Below are 15,568 nucleotides of genomic sequence, written 5' to 3' on the forward strand. Positions count from 1 at the left end.
CGTCCGCGGCTTTTTTTATATCGTTTATACGCTTACGGCCGGGCGGCCGCTGGCGCCGTGTTGCCGATGTGCTTAGCCAGGAACGCTTCGAGTTTCTGGTAAAACGCAGTGCGGTTGGACGTGTTGTAGAAACCATGGCCTTCTTCCTCTGCCAGGAACCATTCCGGCGCGCGTCCGACTGCGATCAAGGCCTTGCGCATCGCCTCGGCGTGGGCCACCGGCGCAATCTTGTCGACACCGCCATGCACCAGCATGACCGGCGAGGTGATGCGCTGGGCCAGGTTGACGGGCGAATTGCGGTGCAGGATTGCGGGGTCGTCGCCGACATATTTGCGCATGATATTCGCCATCAGGACGTCCCGGCGATTGCCCTCCGGCTTGGCCAGCAGCTTGAGGTCATACACGCCGACGTAACCGATCGCGCACTTGTAGAGCGCAGCGTCGCGCGCGGCGAGCATCATCGATGCGTAGGCGCCGAAGCTGGCGCCGTAGGCACAGACCCGGTTGCCGTCAACTTCCCCTTGGGCGATGGTCCATTTCGTGGCATCAATCAGGTCATCGATGATTTTCCCGCCCCATTCGCGGTAGCCGGCCTGCTGGAAGGTCACACCGCGGCCGTCCGAGCCACGAAAATTGATTTGCAGGACGGCATAGCCGCGACTGGCCAGGAATTGCGCGTCGTCGTCGAAGAACCAGGCGTCGTCGACGCCGTGCGGGCCGCCGTGCGGCAGTACCACCAGCGGCGGCTTCTCGCCGGCGGCGTGGGCGGGCATGGTTAAAAAGCCGTGCAGGGCGAGGCCGTCGCGGGTTGTCAGGCTGATCGGACTGCGCTCGGCCATGCTGGCCGGATCGATCGCTTCCATGCCGGAAAAGAGCAGGTCGGCCTTCATCGAGGTGCGGTTGAACAGGTAGTAGGAGCCTGGATCGCGGTCGCTCTTCACGCTGAACAGCAACAGCTTGCCGTCGTCACTGAAATTGAGAAAGGCCACGTGCTGCCCGGGGAATTGGGCGCTCAGTTGCTGGTGCAGCACGGCGCTGGGGCTGTTCGGGTCCAGGTAGCGGACCTTGGGCACGCCCACTTGGGAGTACGCGGCGAACGGCATCGCGTTCGTGTCGAGCATGGCAACATAGTCGCCCACCGGATCGGCGAACAACACGCTGCGCTTGCCGCTGGCCAGCTCTTCGCTGATCAACTGATCCGGTTCGCCATGCACCGAGTGACGCACGAGGAAGGCGCGGTCGTCCGGGCTGAACTGGAACGGTTGGTAGCGCACGCCGGTGTTGGTGTCGAACTTGTTCCACGCGCCGCTGGCATCGTCGCGCCGAAACACGACGGCATACGCGGTTTTTTCGTCGTCGCCCAGCGCAAAGCGCGGCTTGCCGTCGCGCTGCAGGATGTAGGTCAGGTCGCCCACGGGAATTTTTGCCAACAGCGTGCGCGCCGAGGTTTTGCCGTCGATGTCGTACAGATGGGTGAAATTGTCTTCCCATGCACGGCCGGTGACGAACAGGTGGCCGTCACGCTTGTTCGAGACATCCTCGACGTAGCCGAAGGCCCGATCATCGCCATAGCGTTCGCCGCGGCTGGCGAAGTCGCGCATCTGGTAGCCGAACAAATATTCCTGGCGCCGTCCATCCATGTCGAAAGCGAGAATTTCGCCGGTTTGGCGCGGTTTTTCGCGCGAACCGAGTTCCTTGCCCTTGGACAGCACCAGCCGGGTTGCGCTGATCCACTGGTAATCGACCGGCACTTCGAACACCGGCAAGCGCAGCGCGCCGATCTGCTTCATGTCGGGCAGCGAGTACATCACCACCACCGGCACGAAGCGGTCGTTGAGCGAGACCCTGGCGGTGACGGCCAGGTGCTTGCCATCCGGGGACAGGCGCGGGTGGGAAAACTGGTCTTCATGCACGAAGGCGGCCAGTGGAACAGCCGGTGCGGCAAACACTGGCCGGCTCGCTGCAAGCACCAGGTACAAGAGGACAAAACGTAAACCCATGAACACACTCCTTTGATTGACTGGCCCAATGTGGCAGCGGTGCAGGGCATGCGATGAGTATAGTAGCCAAATGCCAACAATTAACTATTTGAAAATAGACGTGTTGCTATTTTGCATCACTCGATCCGGATGCCATGGCGTCCCCGGCGTGGCCGGCCGGTTTGCATAATCGTGCGGCCCCCCGCATAATCGCCGCCCATGACACTTTTCCGCCACGTTTGCCCACCGCCCGCTGCGGGGGCCGGCTTCCGACCATGAACGATATCCTCACGATCGCCGGCCTCACGACCACCCCGCTCGAACTGCTCTCCTTTGTGCTCGCCGTGATCACGGTTGCGCTGAACATTCGCCAGAACCACTGGGCCTGGCTGTTCGCGATCATCTCGTCGGCAGCGTATGGCGTGGTGTTCTACGGCGCGCGCCTGTACGGCGACATGGGTTTGCAGCTGGTGTTCATCGTGGTCTCGTTCTGGGGCTGGTACCAGTGGCTGCACGGCGGCACCGGCAAGCAGGCGCTGGCAGTGACCCAGCTGGACGGGCGCGGCTGGGCCATCTGCATCGCCGCGTGGCTGTTCGGCTTCGCACTGCTGTCGACCTTTCTGGCCAAATTCACCAACACCGACGTGCCCCACATCGATGGCTTCCTGACTGCCGGCAGCCTGGTGGGGCAGGTCCTGCTGTCGCGTAAAAAGGTGCAGAACTGGCACGTCTGGATCATGGTCGACGTGCTGTACGTCGGCCTGTATCTGTTCAAGGGTTTGACGCTGACCGCGATACTGTACGCGCTGTTCTGCGTGATGGCGGCGGCGGGCCTGGTGGCCTGGCGCAAGGCGGCACAGGCATGAGCGTCGCCCGCATCGCCATCCTCGGCGCGGAGTCGTCCGGCAAGTCGACCCTGGCCGCCGCTTTGGCGGAACATTACGGCACGCTGTGGGTGCCCGAGTACCTGCGCGAATTCGTCGACACCTGCAAGCGCGTGCCGCGCGAGGACGACCAGTACGGCATCGCGCGCACCCAGATCGAGCGCGAGAACGCCGCTGCGCTGCGCGCCAGGCGCTACCTGTTCTGTGACACCACGCCCTTGATGACGGCCTTGTACAGCAAGGTGTATTGGGGACGGGTGGGGGCGCCACTGGCCGAACTCGACGCCGTGCACGATTACGCGCTGACGCTGGTCACGGCGCCGGACGGGCCGTGGGTACCGGACGGCCTGCAGCGCGAATCGGAAGCGGTGCGCCAGTCGGTGCACGCGCTGGTGCTGGCGAATCTGCGTGCGCGCGGGATCGCGCACACGGTGGTGGCGGGCGACCCGGCCCAGCGGATGGGCCAGGTCGCCAGCCTGATCGACGATCTCTAGAAATCGAACTGCGCCGACAGCGCGAACGTGCGCGGCGCACCCGGCAGCAGATAGCCACCCAGGTCCGGCGACACGTCGCGCCAGTAGAACCGATCTGCCACGTTCTCCACGCGCGCGCGCACGGTGGTGGCCACGCCGGCCAGCTTCAGACCGTATTGCGCCCCCAGGTTGAACACGTGGTAGCCCGGTACGAAGGTGCGGTTGTCTTCCTGGAAGGCCTTCTTGCCGGCGTACTGCCATTGGCCGTTGACTTTCAGGCCGGGCAGCGCGGACAGCGCGTATTCGACGAAGGCGCTGGTTTTCAAGGCCGGGACGTCGGCGACGCGCTTGCCGTTGATGCTGGCGTCCGTGGTGCCGGTCACCAGCGTGTTCAGGGCGGTGGCCGACAGCATGTACGACAGCTGCGGCGTAGCCTTGCCCTGCGCCGACAGTTCGATGCCGCGGTTGCGCTCTTCGCCTTCGCGCACGAACAGATTCCGGTTCAGATCGGTGTACTCGTGCCCGCGCTTGATTTCAAACAGCGCCGCGGCCAGTTCCAGCGTGGTGTTGACGCTGGCCTTGGCGCCGATCTCGACCTGCTTCGAGCGTTTCGGCGCCAGCGGCATGGCGTAGTTGAGGGTGTCGATGCCGCCCGCGCCGCCGTACTCCATGCCGTGCGCGACGGACGCGTACAGGTTCACCGTGTCAAGCGCGCGCCACACCAGCGCCACATTCGGCAACAGGAAATGGTCGGACCGGTCGCTGCGCACCGATTCGTAGCGCACGCCTGTATGCAGCACCACGCGGTTCGACAGCGCCACGATGTCCTGCACATAGGCGCCCCGTTCGCGGTCCAGGTGGCGCAGCGTGACCGGCCCGGTCACCGGCTGGCCCGGCGCCGGCGCCACAATCAGGTTCTGGTAGATATTGCTGTAGCCGGCGTAGTCGTAGACATACTTGCCGGCACTGTCGCGCCGGGTCGAGTACGACAGGCCGAAGGTGGCCTGGTGGCGCAGCGCGCCGGTATTGAACTTGCCCTGGATTTGCGCCTGTGCGCCCAGCGGGGTCTTGCGCTCGCCGGTGCTCTGGTAATCGTAGACGTCGTAGTCGCCGTTGGCGCAGAAACCTGGATAGTAGCCGTCGCCCTCGTTGCTGCAGCCGTAAGGAAAGGCGGTGAAATCGTCGCGCCGGAACCAGTGCTTGTTGAGCGCCACGCTGGCGTTCCATTCGGGTGCCAGTTTGTATTCGAAGCGCAGGCCGAGGTTGCTGCTGACGGTGTCGACCGGGCGCGCCCACGGCTGCTCGCCCAGGAAGGTTTTGGCCGACACGTTCGGCGGCAGCACTGCATTGGCCAGCAGCTGGTAGCCGGGCGCCGTCAGCTGCGACTTGTGCTGGTAGTCGAGGTCCAGCTGCAGCAGCGCGTCGGGCGAAATTTGCCAGTCGAAGGCGCCCGAGACAAAGCTGCGTTCGCCATCGGCGCCACGCACGTACGAGCGCAGTTTTTCGCCGGCCGCGTTGATGCGGTAGCCGAAGCGGGTATCGGTAAAGCGGCCGCCGGCATCGACCGCACCGTACAAGGTGCCGCGTTCGCTCACGCCCGCGCTGGCCGACAGCAGCGGCGTGGCGGTAGGGCGCTTGGTGACGTAATTGACCACGCCACCCGGCGACGAAATGCCGGCCTGCAGTCCCGATAAACCTTTCAGGATTTCGATGCGTTCCTTGTTTTCCAGCGGGATCTGGGTATCGGCCGGGATGATCAGGCCATCCTTACGGTAACTCGAATTGTTGTCCAGCTTGAAGCCGCGGATCGAGAACTGTTCAGCGTAACCGACCGCGTTGTAGGCGTCGCTGACGGACGAATCGAAGGCCATCGCGTCGCTGCTGCTGCGGATCGACAGGTCCTGCATCCGGGCGCGGCTGAAGGCGACGACGGAAGCGGGTGTGTCGAACAGCGCTGCGTCGCCGAAGCCGGCCACGCTGGCGCGTTCAGGACTGGTTTTGCTGGCGCTGACCAGCACTTGGGCGATTGGTGTATCGGCGCTTTGCGCGTGGGCGGAAAACGCTTGCGCGAGGGCGCAGGCGAGGGCGGTGTATTGCAGTGTGTGTTTCATGGTTTGCTCGTTTTCGCGCGCCGCGCATTGCGGCACGCTGCTTTAAATAAAAGCCGGAGCCAACGCGGGGAAAGGGGCAAAGAACCAGGATGAACACCCTGGCGGAACTGCGTTGCGCTTTCCTTCGCTGGCATTATCCAGATCAGGTACGGAGGGTATCTCTCACCCGGAACAAACCATTCCAGGACCCCTAGCGAGCCGCGAGTCTATCACACGGTGTATCAGGCGTCGACGGTCTCCATGATGCGCGCCAGCGGCGCCGCCTGCAGGTGGCCGAGCATGACCGTGTGGGCACTCGCGTCGATGGCTTGCCAGTTGGCGCGGCGCCGGGCGGCGCGCTTGCGGTGGCGCGACGGCATCTGCGCCAGTGGCTTGGTGTGGAACGGCAGTGCGATTGCGTGGCAGCAGTCGTCGTGCGGCACGCCCCCCAGCACGGCCCAGAATTTGTCGTAGGCGTTGACGAAATGCGGCGCCGCGCCGACGCGCCAGGCGATATGCGCGGCGCTGTTGACGGCCAGTACCTGTGTCATGCCGAGCGCGCGCGCCACGCCCTGCAGCGCGGCAAAGCAGAAATAGCTGGCCGAATTGTGCGGGAAGGCGGCTTCGAACGCGGCGAAGGCGTCGCTGGAATCGGTCCAGCGACCCTGGTTGCGGGCGATGAAGGGAAGCACCGGGTGCGCCGCGTTGAACAGCGCGCCGTCGACCCAGCTGAACGACAGGCGGTGCAATACCTTGTTATTTGCCACCAGCGCAATCGTCAGGTCGCCCTCGGCATCGAGCCGCACCGCCATCTCGAGGCGGATGAAAAACCTGCAGCCATGCGCATCGTGCTGCCACAGGCGCAGGCCGCCCTGGCGATACACCGCGCGCTGCCAGGCCTGGTCGAAGGTGGCGTCGTCGTAGCTGTAGTGAAACAGCGCGGCCTGCACGCGCCGGCGCGCCGACAGCCCGCGCATCAGGTAGCCGCGCTGGGTCAGGTGATGGAACACGTCGTGCGGCACCACCTGGGCGATATGCTCGCGCACCACGGCCAGCCGGCACAGTGCCGCGTGGTCGCGCCGGTAGAACAGCACGCGCAGGATGCGCGCGGCGCGCAACAGGGAGGCAGCGAAGGCGTCGCGGCGGCGGTAGGTGCGCCAGTGGCACAGCAGGTGGGTGACGATCATGATGCGCTCTCGTAAAAGGCGAATCAGGCCATCTTGACCCAGCCCTGAAAATGCGCGGTGACCCGGCGCAACAGATTATTTCTCGGCGGCAGTCTTGAGTCGCGCCAGTCCTTTTTCGAGTTCACTTCCCAGCAGCATATCGATGCCGATGAAGGCGCTGATCAGGCGGGCCCGGAACGTCAGCGGTCCGTGCAGGCGCCATGTGACGCGGGTGCCGCCTGCCGTGGGCGTGAGGGTGAAGCGGGTCTGGCTGGTCGCAGCGACCGGTTTCACGACGTCCGTCTTCAGGTCGGCCAGCAGCGGGACAATCTTTGCGTGCGGGGCGCGGATGTCGATCGATCGCTCCACGGTAAAGCTGGTACCCTGGCGCGCCGCGATGGAGAGGATGATGGCGACGATGGCGAGCAAGCCGATCAGCAGTTTCTTGAACATGGCCTACTTTGATTGCATTCCGGGTTGCAAGATTAACATGTGTGCGCGCCGCCTACGGCCGCTTTTCGCGATAATGCGGGACACAATCACCGGAGAGCAACGATGGTCTATCAACTGTATTACTGGCCGACGATCCAGGGCCGCGGCGAATTCGTGCGGCTGGCGCTGGAAGAGGCGGGTGCAGGGTATGTCGATGTCGCGCGCGGCGAAGATGGCATGAAGGCCTTGATGGCGGAACTGGACACGGCCGATCACCCTTCGTTCGCGCCGCCGTTCCTGAAAGCTGGCGCGCTGACGATCGGCCAGGTGGCCAACATCCTGCTGTACCTGGGCGAACACCTGCACCTGGCGCCGCGCGGAGAAGCGGCGCGCCTCTGGACCCACCAGCTGCAGCTGACCATCGCCGACCTGGTGGCAGAAGCACATGACACCCACCATCCGGTGTCCGGCGACAGTTATTATGAAGACCAGAAGCCGGAAGCCAAAAAGCGCGCCGCCGAATTCGTCAAGACGCGCATTCCGAAATTCATGGATTACTTTGCCAGGGCCCTGGGTGACAAGGATTATCTGAACGGCGCGCACCTATCGTATGCCGATTTGTCACTGTTCCAGGTCATCGCGGGCTTGCGCTACGCGTTTCCGAAGGCGATGGCGCGCAGCGAGAAGCAGCATGCGCCGTTGACGGCCCTGTACGACCGCGTGGCGCAGCGGCCGAAGATTGCCGCGTATTTGGCGTCGGAGCGCAGGCTGCCGTTCAGCGAAGAAGGGATTTTCCGGCACTATCCGGAGCTGGACCATTGAACTGGCGTCGCGCGACCATGTGCCTGGCGCTGACCGGCGGGGCGGCTGCGCCGGCTGCGGCATGTTCGCCCCCGCCGCAGCGCGATGCGGCCGGTTTCTTCCGGGATGCCGTCCGATCGCTGCCGAAAAACGCGCGCGGCGTGATGTTTGCCGCGCCGCCCGGCAAGACAGTACGGGCTGGCGATTTCGCGTTGACCTCGGATCGCGCCGCGCACCCGCTGGCTGTGCGCGTGCGCGCCTTGCCTGCGCACGAGGTTCGCCTGGAGCCGGTGCAGGGCTTTCAGCCCGGCGTACGCTACACCTTCCGCTACCTGCCGGCCCACGGTAATTGGCAATTTCCCGATGCGATGCAGGTCGCGATCGACGACCGCGTCGTCACCACCACCGGGCAATACGCACTGGTGCTGGTGCCCCGCGCAAAGCGGCGCATGATCGTGATCCCGGGCGGTGCTGCCTGCAGGCAAACGGTGACTGCGGCGGTGCAGGAGTTCACGTACTCGGTGCCAGCGGCGCTCGTGCCTTACGCTGCTGGCCTCGATTACGCTGCCCGGGCCGACCGCGTGCCGATTGAGGCGATGGGCGCGGCGCTTCCCGTTTGGACAGCCGGGCCGCAGGTGTATTCCGCCCTGATGGCCGGCGAACCCACCGGCGCCTGGTACGACCGCCACAACGATGCGGTGGTTGCGCCGTGCAATGCGCGCGTGCCCTTAATCCGGCTGCGCGGCGTCGTCCGGTTTCCAGAAGTGGACAGCCAGGTGCACCCGGTGCGGCAACAGGTCATCGACTTGAGCCGGCACGTTGACGGGGTGTGCAGTCCGCTCGAAGCGCTGGTAGCGACGCTGGCAGAGCGCCCGTTCGAGCCGGCCTTGCGTGCCGTCTGCGGCATGCAGATCGCTGGCGCGTTTTCCATGCCCGGGGGGCCGTTGCGCGCCGTCACGCCCGACGAATGGGCATTCCAGCTGGGTTTTTTTTATGACCACTCGCCAACGTGCAATCTGGTGGGGCTGGCACACGTGCTGCAGACCGGGCAATTTAGCGCCGACCCGGCGGCGCTCGACGCCCTCGGCGCGTCCCTGAAGCAAGGGCTCGGGTATGCCCGGCCCGCGGAATGGGATGCCGCAGTCCATGCCTTGCATTTTCTGGTCTTTCAACTGCCGCCGGCTACGCAAGCGGCAACCGCGCGGCGCTTGCTGGCGCCGGCCCGTCCTTTGCTGGTTGCGGCGCTGGCCGCTAGGCATCCCCAGCGCCCGGACGACCTCGCTCGCCTGATCGCTTGGGGTGGGGAACAGGCAAGCACGCCAGCAGGGCCAAAGCAACGATGGTAATCTGAGCCATGCCCCACTACACCCATATCGTCGGCGCCCGCACCTACACCTTCCGCGACCTGAAGGACGTGATGGCGCGCGCCACGCCGGCCCGGGCGGGCGATTACCTGGCCGGCGTGGCGGCCGGCAGCGCGGAGGAACGCGTGGCGGCCCAGATGCTGCTCGCCAGCCTGCCGCTGACCGTCTTCCTCAACGAGGCGCTGGTGCCGTATGAAGACGATGAAGTCACGCGCCTGATCATGGACTCGCATGACGCCGCCGCGTTTGCGCCGCTGCGCCATTTAACGGTGGGCGATTTGCGCAACTGGCTGCTGTCGGACGAGGCCGACGAAGCCGCGCTGCAGGCCGCCGCGCCCGGCATCACGCCCGAGATGGCGGCGGCGGTCTCAAAAATCATGCGCATCCAGGACCTGGTGCTGGTGGCGCGCAAATGCCGCGTCGTGACGAGCTTTCGCAGCACCATCGGCCTGCCCGGACGCCTGGCCACGCGCTTGCAGCCGAATCACCCGCAGGACGACGCCTCCGGCATCGCCGCCAGCATCCTCGACGGCCTGTTGTACGGCAGCGGCGACGCTGTCATCGGCATCAATCCGGCCACCGACAACGTGGCGCAGGTGATCAAACTGGTCGGCATGCTCGACGATATCATCAGCCGCTACGGCATTCCCACCCAGTCGTGTGTGCTGACCCACGTGACCAACACGCTTGCCGCGATCGAGCGCGGTGCGCCGGTCGACCTGGTGTTCCAGTCGATCGCGGGAACGCAGGCGGCGAACGCCGGCTTTGGCATCGACCTGGCCTTGCTGGCCGAGGCGCAGCAGGCGGCGCTGGCGCTCGGCCGCGGCACGGTCGGCAACAACGTGATGTATTTCGAGACGGGGCAGGGCAGCGCCTTGTCGGGCAACAGCCACCATGGCATGGACCAGCAAACCTGCGAGGCGCGCGCCTACGCGGTGGCGCGTCGCTTCCAGCCGCTGCTGGTCAACAGCGTGGTCGGCTTCATCGGCCCGGAGTATCTGTACGACGGCAAGCAGATCATCCGCGCCGGCCTGGAAGACCACTTCTGCGCCAAGCTGCTCGGCCTGCCGATGGGCTGCGACGTCTGCTACACCAACCACGCCGAAGCCGACCAGGACGACATGGATGTGTTGCTGACGCTGCTCGGCAGCGCCGGCTGCAATTTCATCATGGGCATCCCCGGCTCGGACGACATCATGCTCAATTACCAGAGCACCTCTTTCCACGACGCCCTGTACGTACGGCGCGTATTGCATCTGAAGCCGGCCCCGCAGTTCGAAGCATGGCTGCACGCGATGCAGATTTTCAGCGCCGACGCGACGCTCGCCAGCGCCATCCCGCCGTCCTTTCAAGCCGCCTTGCTGCGCCTGCCCTGAGATGGCCAAGCCACCGGTCACCGACAATCCCTGGCAGGCGTTGCGCCAGTTCACCGCGGCGCGCATCGCGCTCGGTCGCGCCGGCATCAGCCAGCCCACCGCGGCGCAGCTCGATTTTCAGCTGGCCCACGCGCAGGCGCGCGATGCTGTACACCAAACGCTTGATGCAACCGCGCTGGCGGCGCGCCTGGCCACGCTGCCCGGCCTGGCGCCGGCGCTGCTGCTGCACAGCGCCGCGGAAAATCGCGCCACCTATTTGCAGCGTCCCGACCTCGGGCGCCGACTCGACGCCGCCTCGCGCGCGCTGCTCGGCGCTGGCGCGGGCGAACTGTATGACCTCGCCTTCGTCATCGCCGACGGCCTCTCTGCGCTGGCCATCGAGCAGAATGCCGTGGCCTTCCTGGAAGTGCTGCTGGCGCGCCTGCAGCACGATGCCTGGACCATCGCGCCACCGGTGATCGTGCGCGAGGGCAGGGTGGCGCTCGGCGACGAGGTGGCGCAGCTGCTGGGGGCGCGCGCCGTGGTGGTGCTGGTGGGGGAGCGTCCGGGCCTCAGTTCCCCCGACAGCATGGGCTTGTACGTCACCTGGCAGCCGCGCGTCGGCCTGCCGGACAGTAGCCGCAACTGCATCTCGAATGTGCGTCCGGCCGGCCTGGCGTATGCGGACGCCGCGCATACACTGCACTACCTGTTGTCCGAAGCGCGCCGCCGCGGCCTGTCCGGCGTCGGCCTGAAAGACGAAACCGAGGCCGCCCCATCCCGCCTGAATGCAGGACAGCCACGCTTTCTTTTGTAGCAAACCACAAGTCACTTATTTCCGTGCTTTTTCCACATGCTTGGTGTTATAGTTAACTACCACACCAACCAGAGGATGCCATGCTTCGCCCACCTGTTCACCTGCGCCTTGCGCTTGCCGCGCTGTTCACCAGTACCTTGTTGGCCGCACCGTGGGCCCTGGCCGAGCCGGAGCCGGGCGCGCCGCGCGAGGTGGTGGTCAAGGACATCCGCGCGCCGGAACTGAAGACCTACCGCGCCATGCTGGCTGGCCTTGACACCTTCGAGGACGAGCACGCGCTGGCGCCGGCCGCGCCGGAAGTGCGGTTCCGGCTGCGCGCCAAGTCCGGCAATCCGGATGCCGACCTGGACGATCTCAAATTGCGCATCGCGCTCAACGAAGGCTCGATTCCACTGCCGCTGGCGGCTGACCACTCCTTCGTCTTGCCGCGCAACGAGCAAGCGCGCAAGGAAAACGGCGACCTGCTGCTCAACAAGCACGAGGGCGCGTATCGCTGGCAGGCCGATGTATTCAGCGCCGGGGTGCCCACCAATATGCGCCGCCTGGGCGACCTGCGACTCGAATGCCGGGTGGAGGTGGCTGTCATCAAGGCGGAGGTGCCGTTCTGGGTCCGCGCCCTGGTCAATTCGATCCTGCTGACCAGCGACTGGTGCGGCGTCGAAAAAGTGCATTTTTCCACCAATGTTCCGCGCAAGCTGAAAGCGGCCTGGCTGATCCAGGGCGAGAAACGCATCGCGCTGGAACTGAGCGACTTTGGGATGGGGTACGAGGCGCCCGCGGGCGACAAGGCCTATCCTGACGACACGCTGATCGCGCTCGAGTATGCGGACGAGAGCAAGCCAGGCGCCGATGCGCCGTGATCTGGCGCAGGCTGCCGCGATCCTGCTGACCGGCGCGCCTGCCCCCACGGTGCCCGACTGCGGTGCTGACTGCTCCCGCAGTCCCCATCCGGTCCCAGCTTTCAGAGGCCGATGGGCAACCGGTCATCGCCATCCCACCGCCTGTTTTCAGGTGTCTGTTCACCACGCGAATAACACGCTGCCGCATGGATGCCGGAAGCGTGCCAATGCACGATTGTGACCGCCCAGTTGTATGCACACAACCACCAATTATTGCACTTCATAGAGTCAGACTGGGCTGCTTGCAGGCAAGCCGCGTTCGACCCAAGGCGCCCTGACCCGCAATGTGCTGTTCTATGCAGACATTGCGTCGCGGCATGACTTTAAATACGTTATCCTTGCAAAAACGCGTTGCACTTGAGTTTTTGCAATAACCAAATGAGTAGTCTGTGATAACGCCAATGTATTCACCTTTGCAGCAGAAGCGCGCCAGCATGCCCGTCCGTGTCCAGCAGTGGCTGGCGTCGCTGCTACGCATCTCCGCCATTTACCTGATTCCCGTTGGAATCGGACTGGTGTCGCTGTGGGCATTGTTGTACTGGCACGACCAGTATCAGTTCAACGACAATTTTCCGCTCACGATTCACGTCTTGCCGGAAGACGCTGCCAGCAGCACACCGGCGTCAGCGCTGGCGCGCCTGCAGGCGCAACCGGCCGTCAAGGGTTTCCACACCCACCTGGGCGGCGCGCCGTTCTGGTTCAGCTTTGATACCGTGCACCGGGTGGGCGGACCGGAAGTGATCGAATTTCCGTCACGCCACGCCGTCGATATTGCCTGCTGGGATACGAATGGCATGACGCTGCTCGGTACCGGCACGCGCGAAAGTTTCCGCGCCGTGCCGTACCAGCCCATGCTCTCGGCAAAAGCAGGATTCGCCCTGCGCCTGCCGTTTCTGCCAGCCCGGCTGCTGTGCCGCGCCAGCTTCGCCGGTCCCGGCTACCTGAGTGTGGCGCAATGGCCGGCCGAACAGTTCTCTCTGTCAATCGACCGCTTTCACCGCAAATCGGGCCTGCTTGACGGCGGCATGATCGTGCTGGCGCTGGTCCTGGTCATCATCGCCATCATCCAGCGCCAGGCCCTGTATGTGGTGTTTGCCGGCTGGATGATCCTGAACCTGCGCATCGGCGCGCTCACGGCCGGCTGGGACACCCAGTGGCTGGGCCAGCTGGTGCCATCACCGTGGCTGATGGGTAGCCGCGCGATCGTCGTCGTGCTGTTTGGCATCTCGACGCTGACGCTCTACCAGATGCTGCTCGGCGCGTATATGGTCAATCTGCGCCAGCGGCTGCCGTTGCGCATGGTGCAGTGGATGATCCCGCCGACGCTGCTGGCCGCCGTCGTGCTGCCGTACAACCTGTTCGTGCCCGTGTTGTGGGTCATGATCGTCATCGGCGTGGGCTTGCTGACGTTCGACCTGGTGCGCATCGTGTTCGTGGCACGCACGCCGGTGGCGCTGTATTTTGCCGCGTCGCTGGCAGTCGCCTTCGCGTCGGGCATCGCCGGGATCGTTGCCGGCGCCCTCGATCTGCCCCAGTTCGACGGGGTGATCGACAGCGTCAATGCGGCGCTGGCGTCGAGCTTGCTTGCGGCGCTTGCGGTGGCCGAACGCATGCGCAGCGTGATCGCGCGGCGCATGGCGGACCAGGCTGTGCTCGGCGAAACCTGGGACGCCAGTCCGGCCGGCTTGTTCACGCTCGACCCGGACGGTCGCTTCCTGAACGCCAACCCCGCACTCTGGGCCATGCTGGGCAATCCCGCGCGGGCCAGCGCCCACCCATCCTGGCAGCAGACGTTCAGCGAAGAATCATGGCTGCGTCTGCACGCCCTGTTGCACGCGCAGCAGCATGTGGAAATGGACGTGGAGCAGCGCGCGGAGCTCGCCAGTGGCCGCCGCTTCGTGGTGCGCGCCACGCTCGCGCAGAATCGCATCGCAGGTGTGCTGGACAATATCACCGAAGTGCGGCGCGAAATTGCCCAGCTGCGCACCATGGCACACCACGATCCCTTGACGGGCGTGTTCAACCGGCGCGGCATCGAAGACGCGTTCGATGCGGCCTGCGCCGCACTGACTGCCGGACGCCCGCTGGCAATGGCTTTTCTTAGCCTCGACCGCTTCAAGCTGGTTAACGATTTATATGGCCATGCGGCCGGTGACGAGGTCCTCAAGCAGGTCGCCGAACGGATGACGGCCTCGCTGGCCGGTGGCGAACATGTGGGACGCCTGGGCGGCGATGCCTTCCTGGTGATCATGCCCGATACCACTACCGCATCGGCCACCATGATGTGCCGCACGGTCGTCGAACGAATCGGTAGCTTGCCCTACCTGGTGGGCGAGAAAGCCTTTACCGTGCACGCCTCGCTCGGCCTGATTGCCGTGGCAGCGGGGATGACGATGGCCGACGCCATCGTCAGTGCCGACCGAGCCTGCCGCACGGCCCGCAACGAAGCCGGCAGCGGCCTGGTGGCGCATGCCCGCGAGGCCGAGGCGAAACTGGTGGCGCGCCTGTCCGGGCCCAAAGCCACGGAGGGCCTGTTCCTCGACATGCAGCCGATCATGGCGGTGGCGGCGCCGTATGCGTCGCTCGACGTTGAGGTCCAGCTCAGCATGCATGCGCCGGATGGCGGCATCGCCGGCACCGGTCCGGTGATTGCCGCAGCCGAAAAAAGCGGGCGTGCCGGCGTGATCGACCGCTGGGTGCTGGGCACCACGTTCGAATGGCTGGAGCGCCACGCCGGGTGCTTGCCGGCGATGCGGTTCGTGCTGATGAGAGTGTCCGGTGCATCCCTGAACGACGAGCATTTCGTGCAGGACCTGATGATCATGCTGCGGCGCCACGTGCAGGTGGCCGACCGCTTGTGCCTGGCCATTGCCGAGCGGGTTGTGCTGCAGGACCTGGAAAATATCCGCCAGTTCATCGACCAGGTGCGCGTATTCGGCGTCAAGATCGCCCTCGACGACTTTGGCGCGTTTCACACCTCGTTCTCTTACCTGAAGGCGTTGCCGGTCGATCTGCTGCGTATCGACAGCAGCTTCATTGCCACCATCAATGCGCATCCTGCCAACGCCGCCATCGTCGAGGCGATGGTGCACCTGGCGCGCAACCTGGGCATGAAAACCATCGCCTGCGCCGCACGCGACGACGCCACGGTGCGCACGCTGGTCCAGCTGGGCGTCGATTACGTGCAGGGCGACGCCGTGGCACGCGCCCAGACACTGGACGCCATCCTCACAGCGCCGTCGTCGGGTAGTTTCATGACCGGCGCCTTGACGCAACTGCCAGCGCCCGACAGCGTCAGGGCCTGAGTG

General features: G+C 65.1%; 12 protein-coding genes and 1 riboswitch. Of the genes, 8 read left to right on the forward strand and 4 right to left on the reverse strand.

The window, feature by feature from the left end; translation table 11 throughout:
• Positions 1 to 32 precede the first annotated feature (32 nt).
• Positions 33 to 2,000 (reverse strand): alpha/beta hydrolase family protein, encoded by a 1,968-nt coding sequence (locus V6M87_RS12080; protein WP_332876877.1) that lies wholly within the window; start codon positions 1,998 to 2,000, stop codon positions 33 to 35.
• Positions 2,001 to 2,254: 254 nt separating this feature from the next.
• Here V6M87_RS12080 and pnuC point away from each other — a divergent pair, with 254 nt between their 5' ends.
• Together pnuC and V6M87_RS12090 are read left to right on the forward strand one after the other, a co-directional pair.
• On the forward strand, positions 2,255 to 2,845 hold the full coding sequence (gene pnuC, locus V6M87_RS12085; protein ID WP_332876878.1) for a nicotinamide riboside transporter PnuC: 591 nt from the start codon (positions 2,255 to 2,257) through the stop codon (positions 2,843 to 2,845).
• Entirely contained in the window at positions 2,842 to 3,357 is a 516-nt protein-coding gene (locus V6M87_RS12090) for an ATP-binding protein (protein WP_332876879.1), read from the forward strand. Before pnuC ends, V6M87_RS12090 begins: the two co-directional genes overlap by 4 nt.
• Here V6M87_RS12090 and V6M87_RS12095 read toward each other — a convergent pair.
• The 3 genes from V6M87_RS12095 to V6M87_RS12105 all read right to left on the reverse strand — a co-directional run bounded on the left by V6M87_RS12095 (position 3,354) and on the right by V6M87_RS12105 (position 7,045).
• Positions 3,354 to 5,447 carry a TonB-dependent siderophore receptor gene (locus V6M87_RS12095; RefSeq protein WP_332876880.1) on the reverse strand — a complete coding sequence of 698 codons (2,094 nt, stop codon included), beginning with the start codon at positions 5,445 to 5,447 and terminating at the stop codon, positions 3,354 to 3,356. The genes V6M87_RS12090 and V6M87_RS12095 overlap by 4 nt on opposite strands.
• Positions 5,448 to 5,549: 102 nt before the next feature.
• A riboswitch (TPP riboswitch) is annotated at positions 5,550 to 5,649 on the reverse strand.
• A 19-nt stretch (positions 5,650 to 5,668) separates the two neighbouring features.
• Positions 5,669 to 6,613, reverse strand: a complete 945-nt coding sequence (locus tag V6M87_RS12100) for a DUF535 family protein (RefSeq protein WP_332876881.1) — start codon at positions 6,611 to 6,613, stop codon at positions 5,669 to 5,671.
• Between the two features lie 75 nt (positions 6,614 to 6,688).
• Positions 6,689 to 7,045 (reverse strand): hypothetical protein, encoded by a 357-nt coding sequence (locus tag V6M87_RS12105; RefSeq protein ID WP_332876882.1) that lies wholly within the window; start codon positions 7,043 to 7,045, stop codon positions 6,689 to 6,691.
• Between the two features lie 102 nt (positions 7,046 to 7,147).
• On the opposite strand from V6M87_RS12105, the gene V6M87_RS12110 reads away from it, so the two are divergent.
• The 6 genes from V6M87_RS12110 (at position 7,148) to V6M87_RS12135 (ending at position 15,565) form a co-directional block, all read left to right on the forward strand.
• A complete protein-coding gene (locus V6M87_RS12110; RefSeq protein WP_332876883.1) occupies positions 7,148 to 7,846 on the forward strand; it encodes a glutathione S-transferase in 699 nt (232 codons plus the stop codon).
• Positions 7,843 to 9,171: a hypothetical protein gene (locus tag V6M87_RS12115; RefSeq protein ID WP_332876884.1), complete on the forward strand. Its 1,329-nt coding sequence runs from the start codon at positions 7,843 to 7,845 to the stop codon at positions 9,169 to 9,171. The genes V6M87_RS12110 and V6M87_RS12115 overlap by 4 nt, the downstream gene beginning before the upstream one ends.
• A gap of 8 nt (positions 9,172 to 9,179) precedes the next feature.
• The gene (locus tag V6M87_RS12120) at positions 9,180 to 10,565 is read left to right on the forward strand and encodes an ethanolamine ammonia-lyase subunit EutB (protein WP_332876885.1); all 1,386 of its coding nucleotides are present in this window, start codon (positions 9,180 to 9,182) and stop codon (positions 10,563 to 10,565) included.
• 1 nt (position 10,566) lies between these two features.
• Complete coding sequence (gene eutC, locus V6M87_RS12125; RefSeq protein WP_332876886.1) at positions 10,567 to 11,361, forward strand: ethanolamine ammonia-lyase subunit EutC; 795 nt, start codon at positions 10,567 to 10,569, stop codon at positions 11,359 to 11,361.
• A gap of 80 nt (positions 11,362 to 11,441) precedes the next feature.
• On the forward strand, positions 11,442 to 12,221 hold the full coding sequence (locus tag V6M87_RS12130; RefSeq protein ID WP_332876887.1) for a hypothetical protein: 780 nt from the start codon (positions 11,442 to 11,444) through the stop codon (positions 12,219 to 12,221).
• Positions 12,222 to 12,694: 473 nt separating this feature from the next.
• The gene (locus tag V6M87_RS12135) at positions 12,695 to 15,565 is read left to right on the forward strand and encodes an EAL domain-containing protein (RefSeq protein WP_332876888.1); all 2,871 of its coding nucleotides are present in this window, start codon (positions 12,695 to 12,697) and stop codon (positions 15,563 to 15,565) included.
• Positions 15,566 to 15,568 lie beyond the last annotated feature (3 nt).

This window comes from Massilia sp. S19_KUP03_FR1 (assembly GCF_036688685.1).
GTDB lineage: Bacteria > Pseudomonadota > Gammaproteobacteria > Burkholderiales > Burkholderiaceae_D > JALYUM01.